We start from the raw sequence: 19108 nt of genomic DNA on the forward strand, positions 1-19108 counted from the left end.
CGTCCGGAGAGGTCATGACTGATAATGCGTAGATTTCTTCTCATCATTCTCGCCGTCATCGTTGCGGGAGCGCTGGGTGCTGTCGGCTTCGTCTGGCTGAACATGCCCGAACCGGCAGAGCTCAGCGAAGTCGAGGCGGCCTACCTCACGGAAGATGACCGCTACCTCGATATCGACGGTGCCAAGGTCCGGATCCGTGAGCAGGGGCCTGCCGACGCTCCTGTCCTCCTGATGATCCACGGCTTTACCTTCAGCCTAGAGAGCTGGGATCAGCTGGCTGATCGCTTGGACGATGATTTCCGCGTCGTCCGCTACGACCTGCTCGGACACGGCCTGACCGGTCCCGACGCGATGGAGCGCTACGCTCCGGACGAGCGCGCGGCCTTTGCCTCCCGTGTCATCGAAACCCTCGGGCTCGAGAAGCCAGTGCTGGTTGGAAACTCGCTGGGCGGGCTCGTCTCGTGGAAGGTCGCGGCAGCCCGGCCTGACCAGGTGGCAGCGCTCGTCCTCATCAGCCCGGGCGCTTACTCGATCAACGGCGTCGGTGACGAACCGGTCCCAGTGCCAGCGCCGGTGGCGTTCTATCTCAAGAACGCACCTGAAGCCGCCGTGCGCGCGAGCTTTGGCCGGATCTATGCTGATCCATCAGCGGTCTCGGACGAGCGGGTCGCCCTGGCGGCAGCCATGATGCGGCGAGAGGGCAATGGCGTGGCATTCGTCAAATCTCTGGAAGAGTTCGTCCTTCCGAACCCTGACGAAGATCTCTCGCGGATCGAAGCACCAACGCTCATCCTTTGGGGTGCCGAAGACCTGATCGTCCCGCCAGAACACGGCCCGCTGATCGAAGCGCAGGTTCCAAACGCACGTCTCATCACCTACGCAGGCGTCGGCCACGTGGCGCAGGAAGAGGTGCCGGACCGCGTGGCGGACGATCTCCGACGCTTTCTCTTCGCGCTAGATCAGGAGGCGGAACAGCCATGAGTACCGATCGCAACCCAGGCGCAGAACCCTCCGCGGGCTATCGCGCCTGGGTCCTTGTTATCCTGGTCCTCGTCTACACCTTCAACTTTATCGACAGGCAGATCATTGGCATCCTTGCCGTGCCGATCAAAGCCGAACTTGGACTGACCGATCTGCAGGTTGGCCTCATGTCGGGGCTGGCATTCGCACTGTTCTACACATTGCTCGGTATACCGATCGCCATGCTTGCGGACCGCAGGAACCGGGTCTGGATCATGACGGTCGCCCTGACGGTCTGGTCAGCCTTCACCATGGTTTGCGGAGTGGCCAACAGCTACGGCCAGCTGTTCCTTGCTCGTCTCGGCGTGGGCGTCGGTGAGGCAGGGGGCGTTGCGCCCGCCTACAGCCTGATCTCTGACTACTTCCCGCCGCAACAGCGGAGCCGCGCGCTCGCTGTCTATTCATTCGGCATCCCCATCGGCAGTGCTCTTGGCATTATCCTTGGCGGTGTGCTGACGGCCTATTTCGACTGGCGGATTGCATTCTTCGTCGTTGGCGGGGCCGGGGTCCTCCTCGCGCCGATCTTCAAGCTAACCGTGCGTGAGCCGGTGAGGGGACGCTACGACCCGGTGCCCGCTGCACCGCCGCCTACGAAAGTGACCGATGCCATCAAGGAGGTCGTCGCCACCCTTGTTAAGAAGCCTAGCTTCTGGGGATTGAGCGTCGGCGCGGCCTTTTCTTCGATGATGGGTTACGGCCTCTTCCTTTGGGTACCGTCGTTCCTCGTACGGAGCTTTGGAGCGGATCTTCCGGGCTTCATGAGCTTCATGCCCGCGGCGCTGGTGCCGCCGAACCCTTCGCCGCTGTTGTTTGCAGCCTACTTCTACGGGGCGATCGTGCTCGTAGGGGGGATCGCTGGCATCTGGCTGGGAGGCGTCCTCGCCGACAAGTTCGGTCAGGAGAAGAAAGCAGCCTACGCCATCGTCCCAGCCATCGCCTTCGCCTTGACCGTGCCCTTCCTCGCTGTCGGCGTCCTGACGCCGTCGCTCACATTGGCCTTTTTTGCGCTGATCGTCCCGACGGCGCTTGGTCTCGTCTGGCTTGGGCCCGTGATCTCGGCGTTTCAGCACCTCGTGCCGCCGCACATGCGGTCGACGGCGTCTGCGGTCTTCCTCTTCATCAACAACCTGATCGGCATCGGCATCGGCCAGGCAGCCATCGGCGCGATTTCCGATGGGATGTCCGCGAGGCTCGGCGAGGAATCGCTACGCTACGCAATCCTTTCCGGCTGCAGCTTCTATGTGATCGCAGCAATCATCATGCTGATCACCTCACGCAGGCTGGCAGCCGACTGGCACCATTAAAGCCCGCCCACGGCCCTGAGGAGCGCGAACTCCGCAATTGCGAGGTCGCGACGGGTGGTGAGAAGGCCGACCTCGGCAAGGGTTTCCTCGCGGTCAGCATCCAGCACATCGAGCCGGGTGCGCCGTCCGCTCGAAAACTCCGCCGCCACGCCCTCGGCAGACAGGCGGGCGGCGAGAACCTGCGCCTCGCGGGCCTGAGCTGCTGCGCGGGCAGTGATGAGGCCGGTCCAGGCGGCAACCGTCTGTTCACGCACGATCCGGCGGGTGTCTCGCACCCGCTCGTCCGCACCCCGCGCACGGCGCTTGGCGGCCCTTGTCGAGGCGTAGCCTGAACCGCCGCGGAAGATATCCCAGCGCCCGTTAAGCGTGACGGCGAACTGCTCAGCTTCACCAAGCTCAATGCCGAACCTCTCATTCTCCGCGTAGCTGGCCGTCCCTCGGACTGATACCTGGGGCAGGAGAGCACCGCGTTCAGAGCGCACGGCCTGCTCAGCCGCCTTCCGGCCTGCCACGCTCGCAGCAAGATCGGGGTTGCTCGTTAGCGCCCGGTCCACCGCAGACTGAAGGTCTGATGGCAGCGGCGCAGAGGCTTTCGGGATCGCCAAGGTCGAAGGTGCCGCCTTGCCGAAAACGCGCTCGAAGCGCGCTTCCGCCTGGGCGAGCTGTCCTTCCGCCGCAATCCGTTCGGCGGAGGCGAGAGCCACCCGTGCCTCGGATTGCCTGACGTCGGTACGCGTTGCGAGACCTGCGGTGCGCCGCGCTGTGCTTTCATCGAGCCGTGAACGGATCACCGCTTCATTATCCCGCCGCTCGGATAGGACCGCCCTTGCAAGCACAACGTCGGCAATGGCGGTCACCCCCGCGAGGATGAGATCCTGCCGCGCTGCATTATACTGCAGCTCGGCGCCGGAGGCCTGAGCCTTTGCAGCGCCGATGGCACCGCCGATGCGCCCGGAAGCAAAGACCGTCTGTTCCAAGGTGGCCGTGGCTCCTGCAGGATCGCGCGTCGCGCTTAACTCTCCGGGTACGCCATTGATGCGGAAGGTCTCTTCCAACGTCCCTGCCTGCGCTTCAACGCGGAGCTGGGGCAAGCGCGAGCCCCGGGCAGCCCATAGGTCAGCGCGTGCCGCCTTGGCCTCTTCCTCAGCGACGGCAAGGGCCGGGCTGGTCTTCACAAGCTCCGCAAGCAGATCATCTTGCGCAGCGGCCGGGAGCGGTAGGAGTAGGGCGGCGAGAGCGATCTTAGGCAGGTGCATGGATCAGGTCTCCATTGGTCTCCTCGAGATCAAAACGCGCCACCGGGCGTTGTCTCGTCAGGAGAAGGAACAGTTGCGGCACGAAGAAGAAGGACACGACCGTCGAGAGGACGACGCCCCCGGCAATGGCCGTAGCGAAGGGCGGCCAGAAGCCTCCTTCGGCAAGAATGAGGGGGAGGAAGCCCGCAAAGGTTGTCAGCGTCGTGGACGTGATGTGCCGCGAGGTTTCCATCACCCCGTCACGCACAGCCAACCGGTCGCCAGCAACGGCCTCAGGCTTGGCCTTCAGTGTAGCGATGATGATGATCGCGGCGTTGATCGCGACCCCCATCAGACCCATCAGCGCGATGATCGGCTGGAACCCGAACGGGTAGCCAGCGATGTAAAGGCTGAGCATGCCGAGCCCCATCGAAAGTCCTGCAACGATCAGGACCACACCGCCCAGCCTGAACGAGCTGAAGGTCAGGACCACGACCGCCACCACCGCGGTGACGATCAGCCCAACCGAAGCGAGAAGCGCGCCGACCGCGTCGGACCGGGCCTCGGCATCCCCGCCAAAGGCGTAGCTATAGCCCGGAGGAATGTCGAAGCGGCCTTCCTCGATCGCCAACATGAAGGCATCGACGGCCGCGGACGGCAGAGCGTCAGCGTCCGTGTACGCAAGGATCGTGTTGACCCGTTCTCCCTCATACCGGGTAATCGACGCGGCTGAAGGCTCAAGCTTCAGCTCACCAAGGCTCGCCAGTGGTGTTCCGACAGCTGACGATGACCGGCCAGACAGGCTGAGCGACGACACAGCTTCGATCGAGGACCGGGCGCGGTCGTCGAGACGCACGGTCACGGGGACTTCGCTATCGCCTTCAATGACGGTGCCCGCTGGCGTGCCCTGCAGCTTCGCCGCGAGGCCGCCTGCGATGTCGCGCAGGCTGAGGCCGGCGAGGCGCGCTGCTTCTTCATCCGCGTCGAGCCAGAGTTTCGGCTCACCGCCAGCAAGGGAAGCTGTTGAGACTGTGACTTCGGGCACTTCAGAGAGGATGAGCCGCGCTTTCTCACCGAGCTCACGCAGCGTATCGAGATCGCGCCCCTGTATCCTTAGCTCAAACGGCGCAGGCGTCGGTGGGCCCTGGACGAGTACCCGGACGTTGATCTGGGCCTGCGGTAGAGCCGTCGAGAGATCCGTCTGCAGATCATTGATCAGGTCCTTGATGCCGCCGAGCTCAGTCGTCGTCACCATGGCCTCGGCAAAGTTCGCCGCGCCGTCCCGGTTCATCATCAGGTTATAGTAAAAGGCGGGTACGGAGTTCCCGGCGAACCACTCGACGGTCTCGATACCCTCATATCCCGTAAGAAACGCATCCGCGTCGCGCAGGGCTGCTTTGGTTTCCTGAAGGCTCGATTGAGGGGGAAGGGTGATCTGGACGTGGAACTGGTTCCTGTCTGCCGCCGGGAAGAACTGCGTGGGAAGCTGGCCCACGCCGATGAACCCGAAGACTGGCAGCACGAGCGCCGCGAGGATCGAGAGCCTTGGCGCAGCAAGGCTCAGGCCCAGAAGGCCCTTGAACGCCGGACCGATGAACGGGAACTCGATCCCGCCGGAGGACGTCTTCTCTTCGCTCTGGGAGGGGGAAAGGAACCGCCCCGCAAGCGCGGCGATCACCGTCATCGACAGAACGAAGGAAGCGATCAGTGCAATGATCACCGAGTCTGCGATGGGCCCAACGAACTCGCCTGCACCTCCGGTGAGGAGGGTGATTGGGAGGAAGGCAAGAACCGTCGTCGCCGTCGACGAAAGAAGCGGGACGAACAGACGCCCCACGCTCTCCGAAACTGCCTCGCGCGGAGACAGCCCACGCCTGAGGGCCCTGCCCACAGCATCACACATCACAATCGCTGCATCGACGAGAAGGCCAAGGGCAACAATAAGTCCGGTCACGGACATCTGGTGGATGGGAACGCCGAAGAAGTTCATCGTCATCAGCGACAGAAGCGCCGTCAACGGGATGGCGAGGGTCACAAGGAGCGCCGCTCTTGGACCCAGGGTGAAGAATAGGATCGTGACGACCAGCAGGACCCCGACACCGAGGTTGGTGAGAAGGTTGCCAAAGCGCTCCTGCGTATAGGTCGCCTGATCGAAAATGATCTTCACTTCGATGCCGGATGAGACGTCCTGCTCAAAAGAAGCGACTTCCTGACGAACCCGCTCGGACCATTGCTGGACACGGAGGCCGTCATCGATCCGTGTGCCAACGACGAGCGCACGCTTGCCATCGACAAATGCGGTCTCCTGCTCCGGCACGGCGAGGCCACGGGTGACTTCGGCAATGTCTCCGATCCTGACCGTGGCTCCGTCGGCACCTTCGCGTATGGGGACAGCACGCACGCGGTCAAGGGTTTCAAGCTCGCCCCGAACTTCGATGGCGATCTCATTCTCCCGCCCAGTGACCCGTCCTGCGGAGACCTTGGCATCGCCAGCAGCGAGAGCGCGGGCGATGTCGGTTTCCGAGAGGCCGAGGGACTGGGCAAGGTCTGCGCGCAGGGTGACCGCGATTTCTTCCGATCCAGCTCCGTGGACCTCAGTGAACTCCGTACCGGGAACATTCCGCAGACGGGCCTGCAGCTCTTCGGCGGAGCGCTTCAGGATGAGAGCATTCTCTTCGCTCTCTGCGTCCCAGATCAGGGCCGTCAGCACGGTATAGGCGTATCCGCGATCGTCAATGAAGCGCGGCTCACTCGCACCTTCAGGGAGCAGCACCGCTGCGTCCGAGAGGCTGTCTCGCACCTTGGAGAACGCCTTGTCCGTCTCGTTGATTGAGTCCTGAAGAATGACCGATACGGAGGAAAGGCCCGTGTTCGACGTTGAGGACACGATGTCTACCTCTTCGAGCTCTCGGATCTGGTCCTCGATGACTTGGGTCACCAGCCGCTCGACACGTTCCGCGCTAGCGCCAGGGAGCGCGGTGAGGATCGTTGCCGCGCGGTTGCGGATCTTGGGGTCTTCCTGCTGCGGCATCGTCAGGAGAGCGGCGACACCTCCGACGAAGACCAGGATCAGCGCCATCGCAAGGGCGCGAGGATTATCAAAGAGGAGCGTGCGCATGGGTTTCCTCCGTCAGCGGAGCGACGAGGTGGGTGCGCCCGTAGGGGCGCTGCCCACGACACGAACGCGCTGTCCGGGGACGAAGCGGAAGGTCGACGTCTCGACCACGCGGTCGCCATCCTCGAGCGTGCCAGTGACGTAGGCCCGCTCCTCGGCGAGAGAGAGGATCTCGATATCCTTACGCCGGATCAGGTCTTGGCCGTCCTCGTTCTCAACAACGTAGACGGACCAAAGGCCGCGATAGCCTTCCTGAAGCGCGGTAAGGGGGACCCAGACCCCGCGGGCTGAGCGCTCCTGCGTCAGTGCGAGGCGGACGAGGCTGCCGGGGGAGAGGCCAGGGTCTTCAGTGATGATCAGTCTCACGAGACGGCTGCGGGTGAGGGGATCGATCTCGCCGCTCACGCCTTCGACGCTCCCGCGGACGTCTCCTTCGTCCGTCAACAGATCGAACTGGTCACCAACCTCGACCATGTCGGCCATGCGGTCCGGAACAGCGATTTCGGCCTCGAGCGTTCCTCGCTCGTTGAGGCGCAGGACGGGCTGGCCTGCAGTGAGGATAGCGCCTGCATCGGCGTAGCGGGCGACGACGAAGCCATCGAAGGGCGCTCTCAGCGAGGCATCGCCTTCGTCCTCGCGGGCGCGTTCAAGGCTCCGCGTGAGAAGCCTAACCCGCTCCCGGGCGCCGTTGCGGGCTGCTAGGGCATCGTCCCGTTCCTGATCCGTCGCGAAGCCCTGTTCGAGAAGCTCGGCGACGCGCTTGTAGCTTGCTTCGGCGCGATCAAGCTGGGCCCGCGCATCGGCGAGGCTCGCCGCAGCCTCTTCTGTCCTGAGGGAAAGGCGGCGCTGGTCGAGGGTCGCAAGCGTCTGACCCTTGGCGACCCGGTCACCGACCTTGGCCGTGACCTCTTCGATCTCGCCAGCGACTTCGAAGGCGACGTCCGCCACCTGCGCGGGAGCGATTCGGCCGGCGAACAGCCGGCGCTCTTCATAGCGGTCCTGATAGCGGGCTTCGATGACCGAGACCGGGAGGGCTCGCGCCTCCTGCTCTTCGGCGTTTCCGCGGGCGATTACCTCGCGTCCGCCGAAGATCGCGGCCCCCAGAACCGCCGCCAATCCTACCAGCCAGAGGAATCCCCTGCCGAGCCTAGCCAGAAATCCCATTGCCTCGATCCTCCGAGCAGCGGACGGAACCCCGTCCTGACGAGTGAGTTATGACAATATTCAAAAATCGTCACTAGTCAATGACCACGGAGTGAGATATGTCGCGAGACCCATTTGAGAAGGCCCTGAATGCCCAGATTGAACCTCACTGAAGCCGAAACCCGGACCCTCATCCTTGATGAGGCGGACCGGCTCTTCACCGAAATCGGCTATGACAAGACGACGATTGCGGACATTGCCCGGGCCTGCGGGTTCAGTTCCGCGAACGTTCACAGGGTCTTGGGAACCAAGGGGGTGATCAACCGGGCTATCGCTGAGCGGAAGCTCGCCGGAAAGATCGAGCACCTCCGGGAAGCGGTCGAAGCAGTGGAGGGTGCGCCCATGCGTCTCAGGGCTCTCTACGCCACCGTGAAGCAGATCAATCAGGAGACCTTCATCGAGCACAAGCGCGTGCACCAGATGGTCGCTGCTGCCATCGATGAGCGTTGGGAAGAAGTGCAGCGCTACCGAAGCCGTCTCAAGGCGCTGAGCCGCGAGATTATCGCTTACGGTGTCGAACGCGGCGAGTTTAATGTTCCCGACGTGGATAAGGCTGCATCAGCGGTCCACAGCTCAGGCGTCAGGTTCTGCCATCCGTTGCTCTGTGCAGAGATGGAAGGCGAGCCAGACGACACCGATGTCGACGTCTGGCTCGAGTTTGTCCTGCGTGGCCTTGGTCAGCGGGTGAGCTGAGACCACGGTCTCGTCAGCCCTCTGAGGGCTCGAGCACCTTGCCGGCTTCGGCAGGCTCACGGTGGCGGTAGCGTTTCAGCTCGAACCACATCGCATTCAGGATACCGACGGTTGCCGCGAGGCCGAGGCCGAGGATCCAGGTGAAGTACCACATCGTCTATCGTCCTTTTCGTCAGTATGCGTGGTCAGCTTCGCTGATCGAGGCGACCGTCACCTGACCCCGCATGATGCGGTAGGCCCAGGCCGTGTAGCCGAGGATCAGCGGCAGGAAGAGCACCGTCGCAATCAGCATGTTGCGCAGCGTGTTCCGGCTGGAACTTGCATCGAAGACCATCAGGCTGTGCGAGGGATCAACCGTACTCGGAAGAAGGAAGGGGAACATGGAGACCCCGACCGTCGCAATGACCATGGCCACGCCAACCCCGCTGGCAAGCAGCGTGAGCGTCTTTGCGCGTGCCCTGAAGCCAACAGCGCTGAGCGCGAGACCCGCGATCCCGAGAAGCGGAACGCCTAAGAGGATAGGCGCCTCGCGGTAGTTCTGGAACCAGCCTCCGCTCGCGGCTTCAACCGTTTTCCCGATCGGGTGGCTCGGCCCTGTGAAGTCTGCGGTGCTGGTCAGCTCGTACCCGCCAAGCCAGCCTGCTGCGGTAAACACCCCGCCGAAAGCGAAGAGCGCCGCTGCGGCGAGGGCCGCTTTGGTACCGATGGACCGCGCCCGCTCGGCCACGACATCATCAGCCTTCAGATGGAGCCATGCCGCACCGTGCGCCGCCAGCATGGCCAGCGAGACAACGCCGCAGAAGATTGCAGGCGGGTTGAGGAGACCAAAGAGGCCCCCCTGATAGTCAGGCCGCAGATCACCATCGAAGGTGAAAGGCACACCCAGCAGGGCATTACCAACAGCGACGCCGAAGATCACCGGCGGCACAAGACCGGAAAGCATCAGCGCAACATCCCAATTCCTGCGCCACTTCTCGCCTGTCCGCTTCGAGCGGTACTTGAAGGCCACTGGCCTCAAGATCAGGAAGAACAGCACAAGGAACATTGCGAGGTAGAAGCCCGAGAAGGAGAGGGCGTAAAGCGCTGGCCACGCCGCGAAGATCGCACCGCCGCCAAGGATGAACCAGACCTGGTTCCCCTCCCAGACTGGCCCGACCGTGTTGATCACGACACGACGCTCCTCGTCTGTCCTGCCAACCAGCGGCAGCAGAGCTGCTGCCCCCATGTCAAAGCCGTCGGTCACTGCGAAGCCGATGAGCAGCACACCGAGCAGCGCCCACCAGATGACCCGGAGGGTTCCGTAGTCGAAGAGAAATTCCATCAGTCTGCTCCGTTATTCTGCAGGCGCCGCAACGGGCGTATCGGGACGGTTCTCACCAAGACCGGGGACAAGATCGTCGAGCTCATCAACGATGCCGGGGCCTTTCGAGATCGCTGCCAGCATGAGCTGCACCTCGATGATTGCGAGGACGCCGTAGACCACGGTGAAGCCGACGATCGTGATCAGGATATCGCTCACCGTCAGGTTCGACGCGGCCATGAAGGTCGGAAGGACGCCTTCGATCACCCAGGGCTGACGGCCGAACTCGGCCAGGAACCAGCCAAGCTCCATCGCCACCCAAGGGACGGGGAAGGCAAGGATCGAAGCCTTGAGCAACCAGTTCGGCGGCGCGGCTTCCTGTGTCGTGTAGAAGAAGGCGAGGACGAAGAGGATCAGAAGGATACCGCCCGCCGCGACCATGAAGCGGAAGGAGAAGAACGCTGCGGGTACGGAGGGAACCGTCGACCATGCAGCCTGCCGGATCATTTCGTCATCGGCAAGGAGAGGATCCTCTGTGAACTGCTTGAGCAGCTGTGCATAGCCAAGGTCCTCGCGGTACTCGATGAACCGCTCGCGGGCCTGCATGTCGCTCCGGTCAGCCTTGAAGGTCTCAAGGGCTTCGTAGGCTATCAAGCCCGTTCGAACGCGAGCTTCCGCATCATCGACTAGCTCGACGATACCCTTGATTTCGGTATCGAGGCTCCGTGTGCCGATGATGCCCATGACCCAGGGGATGTGAATGGCGAAGCGCGTCTCCTGCGCTTCCTGGTCGGGAATGCCGATGAGGGTGAAGGAGGCGGGCGCTTCCTCCGTGTGCCACATGGCCTCCATCGCGGCGAGCTTCATCTTCTGGTGGTCGGTCACGGCGTAACCGCTCTCGTCACCGAGGACGAGGACCGAAAGGGTCGATGCAACACCAAACGCTGACGCGATGACAAAGCTCCGCTGGGCGAGGGCTATGTGTCGGCCTTTCACCATGTACCAGGCCGAGACCGCGAGGACGAAGACGGCGCCCGTGACGTATCCGGCCGAAACGGTGTGCACGAACTTCGCCTGTGCAACCGGGTTGAACATGACCGCCATGAAGTCGGTGACTTCCATGCGCATCGTGTCAGGGTTGAAGACTGCCCCGACCGGGTTCTGCATCCAGCCATTGGCGATGAGTATCCAAAGCGCTGAAAAGTTCGTACCCAGAGCCATCAGCCATGTCACGGCGAGGTGCTGGCGCGCACCCATCCGGTCCCAGCCAAAAAAGAACAAACCCACAAACGTCGCTTCGAGGAAGAAGGCCATCAGCCCCTCGATCGCCAGCGGTGCACCGAACACGTCGCCGACATAGTGGGAATAGAAGGCCCAGTTCATCCCGAACTGGAACTCCATCGTGATCCCCGTCGCCACGCCGAGGGCGAAGTTGATCCCGAAGAGAAGACCCCAGAACTTGGTCATCTCCCGCCAGATCGGGCGACCGGTCATGACATAGACGGTCTCCATCATCGCGATGAGGATGGAGAGACCCAAGGTCAGGGGGACAAAGAGGAAGTGGTACATCGCCGTCAGCGCGAACTGCAGGCGGGAGAGATCGACGATCAACGGATCGGGCATGATGGCTCCAACAGGTTAGTCCCGAGCGTTCTGGCCGATCCCGCAGATGGAAACCTTGCTCTGGCGCAAGGCTGAGCCGGGCAAACCGATGCAAACCATGGCTATGCGAGCCCGTTCTGTGTCCCGAGCGAAGAAAGCCGATCCTCTCGCCGACAGCGTGCGGTCAGGCATTCGCATGCTTGTCGCGCTCCAGCTCCTCGCGCGGGCAGGGCGCCTGGCCTTGGTCCTCAGCCTCGCCTTTCTGGCGGCAGGGCTGACCATGTCAGGTTCTGTTCCATCATGGGCCGTGCCGATGCTCGTCGTCGGTCTCGCTCTGTCCGCGGGAAGCGGGTTGGCGGGTGAGCGGTTGCGCGTCTCCCTCGAAGAGAGGGCCGCAGAGGCCGGGCAGGACATCATCCAGCGATATGCTGCTCGCGCGTCTGTTGCCGCGATCGAAGCGGGGGACACTGGCGACCTCGTCTCGCGCCTCGCCCGGCATCCGGGGCTTGCGGCGAAGCGGCTCGTCTCAGTCGCTGCGTCGAAGGCGGCATGTGGTGCGGGCATGCTCATGGGTATCGCCCTGATGGCGCTTTTCTCGTGGCAGGCTGCGCTTCTCCTTCTGGTGACGTTGCCCGTCATGATCCTGTTCTTCGTATTTGTTGGTGGGCTGACCAAGGCCAAGGCCGACCGGCAGGAGGAAAGCCTCGCCCGCCTTGCAGGCGCATTCGCGGATCGGGTGCGCTGCCTGCCGTCGATCCTCGCCAACCACGCCGTGGACAAGGAAGGCGAAGCGCTGAGCGGGGAGCTTGAAGCCTACCGCCGGGAGACGGCTGGCCTGTTGCGGGTCGCGTTTCTGAACTCTGCCGTGCTCGATTTCTTCAGCTCACTCAGCATCGCCATGCTCGCGATCTTCCTGGGTCTCGGCCACCTTGGTCTTGCCGATGTCCCCGGCTTCACGGGGCTCGCCTTGAGCCAGAGCCTTGCGATCCTCGTTCTGGCGCCGGAGATCTTCCAGCCCCTCCGCCGCCATGCAGAGCTCTACCATCAGTCTGCTGAAGGTGATGTCGCAGTCGCTGCGCTTGCCACTCTCGGCTTGGAGGAGGAGCAGAAATCCCTTCGCTTGCCAGCAGAGGCCATCGCCGCGCGCTCCCTTGTCCTCAAGCAGGGCATCGGCATGGTAGATCTCGACCTCCCGGCCAAAGGCCTCGTTGCAATCACCGGAGCCTCAGGTTGCGGGAAGACGAGTTTGCTCCGTGCGCTTTCCGGCGTTGATCAGCCGAGAAGCGGGCAGGTCTTCAAGCCTGAAGGCGACATCGCGTGGGCTGCCGCCGACGCATGGCTGCCTGCCGGACGCCTTCGCGACCACCTTGGTCCGGAGGCAGATGCCATTCTCTCCGCCCTGAACCTCGATCAGGATCCGCGCCTTTCTGACCCTGCCTTCTCTATTGACGAAGGCGCATCGGCGCTATCTGGTGGCCAACGGCTTCGCCTGGGCATCGCCTTTGCCGCGGCATCGGACGCTAGCGTTCTCTACACAGACGAACCAACAGCCAAACTCGATGAGAAGAGCGCCAGCGCTGTGCGCAGTTTCTTGGCAGAGCTCGCCAAGGACCGTCTCGTCATCGCCGCGACCCATGATGAAGAGCTGGCGCGCCGTGCTTCGCTCCGCATCGACATGAGCGTGACCAATGAGGTGCTTGCATGAGCCGTATGCTGACCAACAGTCGTTGGAGGATCGCCCTCATCATCGCTCTGGTGACAGGCTTCGCTGGTATCCTTCTCGTCGGCGTTTCGAGCTGGTTCCTCGGCGCTGTAGCCCTTGCAGGACTGACGCCGATGGCGTTCGCCTTCAACTTCCACGCGCCTGCAGCGCTCGTCAGGCTCCTCGCGCTCCTGAGGACAGCAGGCAAGTATGGCGAGCGGATGGTCGGCCATGACGCCGCGCTCCACGACCAGGCATCCTCGCGCCGTGCTCTCTTTGAAGGCATGGCTGCTGCTCCAGACACCCGCGCAGGAGGGTGGCAGCTGGCAAGGGCCGACAGGCTCGACACGTTCCTCGCTGACGTGGAGACCCGCGACAATGCGAGACTTCGCGCGACCTTTCCGTGGTTCGTCAGTGGCGCCACGTTTCTGACGCTCAGCATCGTGGCCGTTGCAGCGGAACCTCTGGCGTTACCCTTCATTCTCGGCATTGCAGCGAGCGTGATCCTCCTTGTCCGGAATGCATCGGACAGGGCGGGGCGGTTCTCTGAAGAGGCAAGGGAAGAGCGCCGCAAAGCGGGGCTCGCATTTGGCCTCGCTCTGGGAAGCGTCGCTGGCCTCGAGGCCGATGGCCGCCGCGACCGCGTCATGTCGGACGCCATCGAGAGAGAAGCGCGGGCAACCCGTCTCCTCGCCAAGGCCGAGCGCCGCATGATCCATGCGGAGCAAGCTGCCGGTCTGTTCGGTGTCTTGGCAGCTGCCTCAGTCCTCCTCGCAGCTGCAATGGCGGGAAAGTCCGGACACGACATGCTGCCGAGCCTCTTCCTTGCCTTCTCCTGGCTGGCGTTCGGTGAGCTTGCGGCACCGATTGCCCGCCAGTTCCTCGCTGCTGCCGATGCGAAGGAGGCTGATACCCGCCTTCGCAGTTGGCAGGCCGAGCCCGCTCCGGAAGACACTGCCTCACCGCTTCCCGAGCGGTGCCGCCTTCCTTTTGTCGCTCCCAACGGGGTGAAGCTGGCGGAGAGCGCGGATCTCCTCCTTCGAAAAGAAGAGCCAGTGGCCATTCTCGGTTCCTCCGGATGCGGAAAGACAACGGCCATCAAGCGGCTCGCAGGCTGGCTCCCATGGACCGAAGCCCGTCATCCCTTCGGCAGCGAAGAGGCGGCGCGCAGAGCAACCCACCTCTCGCTCCATGACGCGGCGATCCGGAAAGCCACCGTAAGGGCGAACCTGTTCTCCGACGCGCCGGACCATGAGCTCCTCGCAGCAATCGACGCGGTCGAGTTGACCCCGCGTATCCGCGAGGCAGGCGGGCTCGACGCTATGATCAGCCAGGAGATCCTGTCCCTAGGCGAGGCAAGGAGGTTCGCCATTGCTCGCGCCATGCTCGCACCGCAGCCGGTGATCCTTCTCGACGAACCTGGCGAGCATCTCCGGCCGGAGCAGGCGCGCCGCATTCTCGCCCGCATCCTCGATGCGCTCCGCGACCGTGTCGTCGTCTACGTCACCCATGACGAAGCGCTCGCCCAACTTGCCCATAGGGAGATCAGGGTCGATGGTTGACGTGATGAAACGGTCCTCGAAGCTCTTCTGGCGGGCGCTTGGCTATGCCTGCCTGGCGATCGGCGCAGCAGGTATCCTCCTGCCGCTCCTGCCGACCACCGGCCCGTGGATCCTCGCCGTGGTCTTCCTCATCAAGGGCGAAGATCCGATGGCGTCAAAGCTGCTCGACCACCCGCGCTTCGGCGCACCGATCAGGGCTTGGTTCGAGCGGGGAGAAATCAGCCGCTCAGGTAAAATCGCCGCCAGCGTTGGTATGGCTTTGGCGGTCGTCAGTGCTGCGTTTCTAGGAATGCCGCCAGTCGCCGTGGGCGTCATGGCGGTCGTTCTTCTCGGCGTAGCGCTCTGGCTGTGCCGCAGGCCCGAGCCCGGTCAGGCCGCGAGGAGCGCCTCGCCCCGGCGGTAGGTCCCTGCGGAGACCTTGGTCAGGGTCTCATCGCGCTGCCACTGGGCAAAGGTCCGGCTGACCGTTTCGAGGGTCAAGCCGGTGAAGTCAGCGATCTGCTGGCGCGTGAGCGGCAGGTTCATCACATCGTTCTCCGCACCCAGACAGTCAGCGGCAAGATCGATGAACTCCGCCAGCCGCTCCGTCGCGGATTTGCAGGAAAGAAGCGTGATGTGCCGCCGCTCGAACCCGAGCCGGTCGCGCATCTGCTCCAGAAGGAAACCCGCCATGTCCGCATCGGAGAGAAGCTCTTCTGCATCGTAGAACGCAACTTCGCAGGGCGTCAGGGCCTCGGCAAAGTGGTCGAGCTCTCCGCCTGTTTCGAAGTGAAGGAAGTCGCCCGCGCCTGCGAGGTCGAGCACCTGCCGGCGTCCGTCGGGAAGAATCGTATACAGAATGGCTGCGCCACTGATGAGCTTGGGGAGCGATCCCGCCTTGTCGCCTGCTGCGAAGATCGTGCGGCGCTTGCCGAATTCGATTACGCTCACTGTCATGGCTGCCTCCATCTGATGATGAGAGACTGCCCGAGGAGGTACCTACGCGGAATCCGCACGGCCCCTTACGTAGATGTCCTTATGCGGTGTGAAGCGCGGTCAGGAGCTCGCGGTGGTCGAGAGGCTTGCGGAAAGCCCGGTAGGGCGCGATCTGCGCCACGCCCTGGGAAAAAGCCGCCGCGCGCAGGCCGGAAATGACGAGGATCGGACAGATCCAACCCCTGATGCGCAGCTCATCGACGATGTCGACCCCGCTCAGCATCGGCAGGTCGATGTCGAGGATCACAACGTCCCCTGAGCTCGGGCGGGCCTGATCAAGGAACACTCTGCCCTCGGGGAAGTCACGGACGACATAGCCTGCACCGCGAACGACCATGCAGAGCGAGTCGCGGACCGCTGCGTCGTCTTCAATGATGAAGACGGTGCGTGCAGGGAAGGTGGCAGCGGTCCGTGACATGCGAACGGCCTAGGCCTCGATCCGCTATCGGGCTTTGCGCTCGCGCAAGCTTCGGAAGATCAGCCGATCCGGCTCATCAGGCGGACCAGTCCGGCGACGTTGCGCACTTCGAGCTTCTTGAGCACCCGGGCCCTGTGGATCTCCACCGTCCGCGGGGAGCAGTCGAGCGCGCGGGCCACTTCCTTGTTGGTCATGCCTTCGTTGAGGTGCACCGCCACCTCCCGTTCCCGCGGCGTCAGCTGTTCGAGAACGTCAGGTGCTGCGTGGGTCTCGTCACCACCCTGAACCTCGTCCACGGCACCTAAGAGGTCCTCGGCGGAGAAGGGCTTTTCAATGAAACTGGCGGCGCCAAGCTTCATCGCACGAACCGCAGCCTGCACATCAGCATGGGCGCTGATCATCACGATGGGGAAGGGCAGGGCTTCGCGTCCTTCGCCAAGGCTGGCCAGAACGTCGAAGCCGTCACTTCCGGGCATCTTCAGGTCGAGGAAGGCGAGGGTCCATGATTGCTGCGCACCGTCTTTCAGGAACGCGTCGCCATTCTCGAACGCAATCGCCTCATGCCCCGCGCTTTCCAGGACCATAAGCGCAGCATCCCTGATGCTCGCTTCGTCGTCGATCACTGCGATGCGCGGCATCTCATTCATGCCCAGCCTCCTCCGCCAGCGGTAGGGTCAGGGAGAAGCAGGCTCCGCCGAGCCCGTCCTCTGTTTCTTCCTTAGGCCGATTGATCAGCCGTCCGCCATGCCCTTCGGCAATCGTCCGGCATATGGAGAGTCCTATCCCAAGGCCATCATCCTTGGTCGAGGAGAACGGCTCGAACAGCCTCTCCGCAATTTCCAGCGAGACGCCGGGACCGTTATCGAGGACCTCCACCCGCACCTTATCGGTGACCTCGCTGCGGATGAGGACGCGCCGTGTCTGCTGTCCTTCGGTCGCGTCGAGGGCATTCTTGATGAGGTTGACGAGGATCATGCGTATCTCCGTCGGCTGACCGAAGAGGACGGCGGCAGGCACTTGCGTTGCTGTGATCGCAGTCCCTGAACGGTCAACCACGCGGCAGAGGTCGACGGCGCCCTCGATGACTTCGCTCAGGAGGAAATGCGTCCGCTCGCCATCGGTGCGCTCGACCATCTCACGGATTCGCCGGACGATGTTGCCCGCCCGGGCGGCCTCGTCACGAACCCGCTGGAAGATGTCGCGGGCTTTCTCAGGGTCCTCCGAGAGCTGACGGTCTGCCGCCGCGAGAAAGAGGTCGATGGCTGTCAGTGGCTGGTTCAGCTCATGGGCCAGCGCAGCGCCCATCTCACTGACAGCAGAGTGCCTGCCGATCAGCTCGAGCTGTTCCTGCAATCCTTGCGTCTTGGCCTGCTCGGCGACTTCGTGGCTCAGGTCCCTGACGATGCCGACAAAGTGCCTCTCGCTCCCAGCGGAAAATTCGCCTACGGAGAGGTGCATTGGGAAAACCTCGCCGGACTTCCTCTGCCCTTCGACCTTACGCCCCTTGCCGATAATGTTCGCTTCGCCAGTAGAGAGATAGGCGCTGAGATAACCATCATGGGCCCTGGCAATGGATCTCGGCATCAGCATCGAGATATTCTGCCCAAGGACTTCCTCGGCCTTATACCCAAAGATTGCCTCCGACGCGCGGTTGTAGAGCTTCACGCATCCGTCGGGCGTGATGGACAGGACGCCGTCGACGGCAGTCTCGATCAGGGCCTTGAGCTGTTCTTCTTCGTACACCCGTCTCTCCTAAGGTCGCCCGCATCAGGCGTCCACCATGTCCCGCGTGCTCTCTACGCCTGTAGCAGGGACAATGATCTCGACCGCCAAACCCTGTGGATCATTGACGCGAAGATCCATGCGCACATCGTCCTGAAAGACTGACCTCAGGCGCTGCTCGACATTGCGTAGCCCGATCCCCGTCGATGTCGCCGAAGCACTCTTGTCGGGAAGCTCCGTCGTCGGACCAGTGTCGGAGACCGTCACGCGGAGCGCGCCATCTTCGATATCCGCTTCAAGGCGGAGCGTCACGGGAGCGAGCGTCCTGCCCACCGCATACTTCATCGCATTCTCGAACAGCGGCTGGAGAATGAACGAGGGAACACTGGCGTCAAGCGCAGCCTCGGAGATCTCAAACTCCGTCACCAGCCTTTCGCCGAAGCGGACCTTCTCGATGTCGAGATAGAGATCCAGAAGCGCCACCTCGTCACGCAGGCTGTGTTCCATCTCAGCGCCGGTTTCGAGGGTCTCGCGCATGAAAGACGCGATCCGCGAGATCATCGTCGTCGCTTTCTCCTTGTCCCCCGCACGGACAAGATGGCTGACCGAGTTGAGGGCATTGAAGAGGAAGTGCGGGTTGATCTGATAGTGCAGCATCCGAAGGCGCGTCTCCTGATAGAGACTTTCCGCAGTCAGACGTTTCACGCTTTCCTCGTGGGCACGAGCCTCGGCGCGCAGGGCCATTCTCTCCGCTTCCGCAACCTTCTCCCGCGTCACCAGCGCCTGCCGGTAGTAGCGCGCTGCGTAGTAGCAGAAGACCCAGCTGGCGAAGACGATCCCCGACGCGAAGGCCCACCCGCCATAGTCAGAGACAAACACCGTCTCCCCGGTTAGCCAGCTGAACGTCACGATACGGAGCATCGTCCAGATTAGCGCGGCGATCACCGTCGCGACGGTGTTGAGGACCGTCTGCATCGGTAGGGACATGGCCCATGCCCGCCGCACGACCTGATGCAGGCCGTGGCTGACGATCAGGCCGAGGAGGGACTGAAGCGCCGTGTGGGTCGTCGCTTCGAGTTGGCCGGGATTATTCCAGAGGGTAAGGCTCAGGAAGGTGAATAGCGCGAAGCCCGCCCAACCGGCGACCTGCAGGCTCCAATAGGTCCGCTGCCGCGTCGCCGATAGGAATCCCATGACCTGGTTCGGTGTCAGCATGCCTCAACCCTTGGGGAGCCGCTGGCCTTGCCTGCCTGCCGC

Annotated in this window: 17 protein-coding genes; 6 read left to right on the forward strand and 11 right to left on the reverse strand. The window is 63.2% G+C overall.

Features of this window, described 5'->3' with window-relative positions; translation table 11 throughout:
• The first annotated feature begins 24 nt into the window (after positions 1-24).
• Entirely contained in the window at positions 25-981 is a 957-nt protein-coding gene (locus HK107_RS07435) for an alpha/beta fold hydrolase (RefSeq protein ID WP_173198140.1), read from the forward strand.
• Entirely contained in the window at positions 978-2324 is a 1347-nt protein-coding gene (locus tag HK107_RS07440) for a spinster family MFS transporter (RefSeq protein ID WP_173198142.1), read from the forward strand. The genes HK107_RS07435 and HK107_RS07440 overlap by 4 nt, the downstream gene beginning before the upstream one ends.
• Here the strand turns inward: HK107_RS07440 and HK107_RS07445 are convergent.
• From HK107_RS07445 to HK107_RS07455, 3 genes are read right to left on the reverse strand one after another with little or no spacing between them, the layout of a single operon-like run.
• On the reverse strand, positions 2321-3580 hold the full coding sequence (locus HK107_RS07445; protein WP_173198144.1) for a TolC family protein: 1260 nt from the start codon (positions 3578-3580) through the stop codon (positions 2321-2323). The genes HK107_RS07440 and HK107_RS07445 overlap by 4 nt on opposite strands.
• Positions 3567-6677: an efflux RND transporter permease subunit gene (locus HK107_RS07450; protein ID WP_173198146.1), complete on the reverse strand. Its 3111-nt coding sequence runs from the start codon at positions 6675-6677 to the stop codon at positions 3567-3569. The genes HK107_RS07445 and HK107_RS07450 overlap by 14 nt, the downstream gene beginning before the upstream one ends.
• Before the next feature lie 12 nt (positions 6678-6689).
• On the reverse strand, positions 6690-7838 hold the full coding sequence (locus tag HK107_RS07455) for an efflux RND transporter periplasmic adaptor subunit (protein ID WP_173198148.1): 1149 nt from the start codon (positions 7836-7838) through the stop codon (positions 6690-6692).
• A gap of 129 nt (positions 7839-7967) precedes the next feature.
• Here HK107_RS07455 and HK107_RS07460 point away from each other — a divergent pair, with 129 nt between their 5' ends.
• Entirely contained in the window at positions 7968-8570 is a 603-nt protein-coding gene (locus HK107_RS07460) for a TetR/AcrR family transcriptional regulator (RefSeq protein ID WP_173198150.1), read from the forward strand.
• Positions 8571-8583: 13 nt separating this feature from the next.
• Here the strand turns inward: HK107_RS07460 and cydX are convergent, their stop codons facing one another.
• Genes cydX through HK107_RS07475 form a run of 3 tightly spaced genes read right to left on the reverse strand, consistent with a single transcriptional unit; the run spans position 8584 to position 11493 of the window.
• Entirely contained in the window at positions 8584-8724 is a 141-nt protein-coding gene (cydX, locus tag HK107_RS07465) for a cytochrome bd-I oxidase subunit CydX (protein WP_173198152.1), read from the reverse strand.
• 18 nt (positions 8725-8742) lie between these two features.
• Entirely contained in the window at positions 8743-9894 is a 1152-nt protein-coding gene (gene cydB / locus HK107_RS07470) for a cytochrome d ubiquinol oxidase subunit II (RefSeq protein WP_173198839.1), read from the reverse strand.
• 9 nt (positions 9895-9903) lie between these two features.
• Positions 9904-11493: a cytochrome ubiquinol oxidase subunit I gene (locus HK107_RS07475; protein WP_173198154.1), complete on the reverse strand. Its 1590-nt coding sequence runs from the start codon at positions 11491-11493 to the stop codon at positions 9904-9906.
• 97 nt (positions 11494-11590) lie between these two features.
• Between HK107_RS07475 and HK107_RS07480 the strand changes: the two genes are divergently transcribed.
• The 3 genes from HK107_RS07480 to HK107_RS07490 are packed head-to-tail and all read left to right on the forward strand — an operon-like array spanning position 11591 to position 15139.
• Complete coding sequence (locus HK107_RS07480) at positions 11591-13177, forward strand: ATP-binding cassette domain-containing protein (RefSeq protein ID WP_173198157.1); 1587 nt, start codon at positions 11591-11593, stop codon at positions 13175-13177.
• Complete coding sequence (locus tag HK107_RS07485; RefSeq protein WP_173198159.1) at positions 13174-14736, forward strand: ATP-binding cassette domain-containing protein; 1563 nt, start codon at positions 13174-13176, stop codon at positions 14734-14736. The genes HK107_RS07480 and HK107_RS07485 overlap by 4 nt, the downstream gene beginning before the upstream one ends.
• Positions 14729-15139, forward strand: a complete 411-nt coding sequence (locus HK107_RS07490) for a YbaN family protein (RefSeq protein WP_173198161.1) — start codon at positions 14729-14731, stop codon at positions 15137-15139. Before HK107_RS07485 ends, HK107_RS07490 begins: the two co-directional genes overlap by 8 nt.
• On the opposite strand, the gene HK107_RS07495 is transcribed toward HK107_RS07490, so the two are convergent.
• The 5 genes from HK107_RS07495 to HK107_RS07515 form a co-directional block, all read right to left on the reverse strand.
• Positions 15106-15672 (reverse strand): Crp/Fnr family transcriptional regulator, encoded by a 567-nt coding sequence (locus HK107_RS07495; protein ID WP_173198163.1) that lies wholly within the window; start codon positions 15670-15672, stop codon positions 15106-15108. The two genes, HK107_RS07490 and HK107_RS07495, sit on opposite strands and share 34 nt — an antisense overlap.
• A 79-nt stretch (positions 15673-15751) precedes the next feature.
• Complete coding sequence (locus HK107_RS07500; RefSeq protein ID WP_173198165.1) at positions 15752-16129, reverse strand: response regulator; 378 nt, start codon at positions 16127-16129, stop codon at positions 15752-15754.
• Positions 16130-16188: 59 nt separating this feature from the next.
• Positions 16189-16776, reverse strand: coding sequence for a response regulator transcription factor (locus HK107_RS07505; protein WP_173198167.1), 588 nt, complete (start codon positions 16774-16776; stop codon positions 16189-16191).
• Positions 16769-17872, reverse strand: coding sequence for a two-component system sensor histidine kinase NtrB (locus HK107_RS15980; RefSeq protein WP_173198170.1), 1104 nt, complete (start codon positions 17870-17872; stop codon positions 16769-16771). The genes HK107_RS07505 and HK107_RS15980 overlap by 8 nt, the downstream gene beginning before the upstream one ends.
• 24 nt (positions 17873-17896) lie before the next feature.
• Complete coding sequence (locus HK107_RS07515; RefSeq protein WP_173198172.1) at positions 17897-19066, reverse strand: sensor histidine kinase; 1170 nt, start codon at positions 19064-19066, stop codon at positions 17897-17899.
• Positions 19067-19108 lie beyond the last annotated feature (42 nt).

The sequence above is a fragment of the Parvularcula mediterranea genome, from assembly GCF_013085255.1.
In the GTDB taxonomy this organism is placed as follows: Bacteria; Pseudomonadota; Alphaproteobacteria; order Caulobacterales; family Parvularculaceae; genus Parvularcula; species Parvularcula mediterranea.

What these genes read in the sequence shown, in the direction of transcription:
- HK107_RS07435 (WP_173198140.1), top strand. Translation starts at nt 25, where the DNA reads ATGCGTAGATTTCTTCTCATCATTCTCGCCGTCATCGTTGCGGGAGCG.
- HK107_RS07440 (WP_173198142.1), top strand. Translation starts at nt 978, where the DNA reads ATGAGTACCGATCGCAACCCAGGCGCAGAACCCTCCGCGGGCTATCGC.
- HK107_RS07445 (WP_173198144.1), bottom strand. Translation starts at nt 3,580, where the DNA reads ATGCACCTGCCTAAGATCGCTCTCGCCGCCCTACTCCTACCGCTCCCG.
- HK107_RS07450 (WP_173198146.1), bottom strand. Translation starts at nt 6,677, where the DNA reads ATGCGCACGCTCCTCTTTGATAATCCTCGCGCCCTTGCGATGGCGCTG.
- HK107_RS07455 (WP_173198148.1), bottom strand. Translation starts at nt 7,838, where the DNA reads ATGGGATTTCTGGCTAGGCTCGGCAGGGGATTCCTCTGGCTGGTAGGA.
- HK107_RS07460 (WP_173198150.1), top strand. Translation starts at nt 7,968, where the DNA reads ATGCCCAGATTGAACCTCACTGAAGCCGAAACCCGGACCCTCATCCTT.
- cydX (WP_173198152.1), bottom strand. Translation starts at nt 8,724, where the DNA reads ATGTGGTACTTCACCTGGATCCTCGGCCTCGGCCTCGCGGCAACCGTC.
- HK107_RS07475 (WP_173198154.1), bottom strand. Translation starts at nt 11,493, where the DNA reads ATGCCCGATCCGTTGATCGTCGATCTCTCCCGCCTGCAGTTCGCGCTG.
- HK107_RS07480 (WP_173198157.1), top strand. Translation starts at nt 11,591, where the DNA reads ATGGCTATGCGAGCCCGTTCTGTGTCCCGAGCGAAGAAAGCCGATCCT.
- HK107_RS07485 (WP_173198159.1), top strand. Translation starts at nt 13,174, where the DNA reads ATGAGCCGTATGCTGACCAACAGTCGTTGGAGGATCGCCCTCATCATC.
- HK107_RS07490 (WP_173198161.1), top strand. Translation starts at nt 14,729, where the DNA reads ATGGTTGACGTGATGAAACGGTCCTCGAAGCTCTTCTGGCGGGCGCTT.
- HK107_RS07495 (WP_173198163.1), bottom strand. Translation starts at nt 15,672, where the DNA reads ATGACAGTGAGCGTAATCGAATTCGGCAAGCGCCGCACGATCTTCGCA.
- HK107_RS07500 (WP_173198165.1), bottom strand. Translation starts at nt 16,129, where the DNA reads ATGTCACGGACCGCTGCCACCTTCCCTGCACGCACCGTCTTCATCATT.
- HK107_RS07505 (WP_173198167.1), bottom strand. Translation starts at nt 16,776, where the DNA reads ATGAATGAGATGCCGCGCATCGCAGTGATCGACGACGAAGCGAGCATC.
- HK107_RS07515 (WP_173198172.1), bottom strand. Translation starts at nt 19,066, where the DNA reads ATGCTGACACCGAACCAGGTCATGGGATTCCTATCGGCGACGCGGCAG.